Genomic DNA, 1,659 nt, shown 5'->3' with positions numbered 1-1,659 from the left:
GTGGGTGGAGCGGTGTATTCAGTTTGATTCCCGATCGTCTGTCGGGAACCACAAAGTGGACGCGAGCCCCGCACACAAGGTGCGGGAAATCAGTGTGTTATCAAGTCTTCGGCTTATTAGTACCGGTCAGCTCCACGGGTCGTTAGTCCCCGCTTCCACATCCGGCCTATCAACCCAGTAGTCTGCTGGGAGCCTCTCACACTCAAGGTGCATGGAAATCTCATCTCGAAGACGGCTTCCCGCTTAGATGCTTTCAGCGGTTATCCGGTCCGAACGTAGCTAATCAGCGGTGCCCTTGGCAGAACAACTGACACACCAGAGGTTCGTCCATCCCGGTCCTCTCGTACTAGGGATAGATCTTCTCAAATTTCCAACGCGCGCAGCGGATAGGGACCGAACTGTCTCACGACGTTCTAAACCCAGCTCGCGTACCGCTTTAATGGGCGAACAGCCCAACCCTTGGGACCTACTCCAGCCCCAGGATGCGACGAGCCGACATCGAGGTGCCAAACCATGCCGTCGATATGGACTCTTGGGCAAGATCAGCCTGTTATCCCCGAGGTACCTTTTATCCGTTGAGCGACAGCGCTTCCACAAGCCACTGCCGGATCACTAGTCCCGACTTTCGTCCCTGCTCGACCTGTCAGTCTCACAGTCAAGCTCCCTTGTGCACTTACACTCGCCACCTGATTGCCAACCAGGTTGAGGGAACCTTTGGGCGCCTCCGTTACTCTTTGGGAGGCAACCGCCCCAGTTAAACTACCCATCAGGCACTGTCCATGAACCCGATCAGGGTCCTACGTTAGACATCCAAAGTGACCAGAGTGGTATTTCAACAATGACTCCACGAACACTAGCGTGCCCGCTTCACAGTCTCCCACCTATCCTACACAAGCCACTCCGAACACCAATACCAAACTGTAGTAAAGGTCACGGGGTCTTTCCGTCCTGCTGCGCGTAACGAGCATCTTTACTCGTAGTGCAATTTCGCCGAGTTCGCGGTTGAGACAGCTGGGAAGTCGTTACGCCATTCGTGCAGGTCGGAACTTACCCGACAAGGAATTTCGCTACCTTAGGATGGTTATAGTTACCACCGCCGTTTACTGGGGCTTAAATTCAGAGCTTCGCCCAAAGGCTAACCCTTCCTCTTAACCTTCCAGCACCGGGCAGGCGTCAGTCCGTATACATCGTCTTGCGACTTCGCACGGACCTGTGTTTTTAGTAAACAGTCGCTTCCCACTGGTCTCTGCGGCCTTCAACGCTCACGGAGCAAGTCCGGTCACGCGTCCGGCCCCCCTTCTCCCGAAGTTACGGGGGCATTTTGCCGAGTTCCTTAACCACGATTCTCTCGATCTCCTTGGTATTCTCTACCTGACCACCTGAGTCGGTTTCGGGTACGGGCGGCTGCAACCTCGCGTCGATGCTTTTCTCGGCAGCATAGGATCACTGATTTCCCCTTACGGGTACGCGTCGGATCTCAGGCACACAGACGACGGATTTGCCTATCGTCAGCCCTACATCCTTACACCAGGATCACCTTACGGATACCATCGCCTGGCTCAGCTACCTTCCTGCGTCACACCTGTTCATACGCTAACCGCACCAGCATGGGGTCGAGCGTTAGACCGGACACCATCACCCCGAAGGGATCCGGCGAAC

Annotated in this window: 1 other annotated feature (only partly in view). The window is 55.4% G+C overall.

Annotated elements, in window-relative coordinates:
• Positions 1–96: 96 nt before the first annotated feature.
• Positions 97–1,659: a sequence feature (most likely nonfunctional fraction of RNA operon), on the bottom strand (it continues 2,989 nt past the right edge of the window).

This window comes from Curtobacterium oceanosedimentum (assembly GCF_020297365.1).
Classification (GTDB): domain Bacteria; phylum Actinomycetota; class Actinomycetes; order Actinomycetales; family Microbacteriaceae; genus Curtobacterium.
Note: the sequence above shows the minus strand (reverse complement) of the source record. Positions and strands in the feature narration are given on the sequence as shown.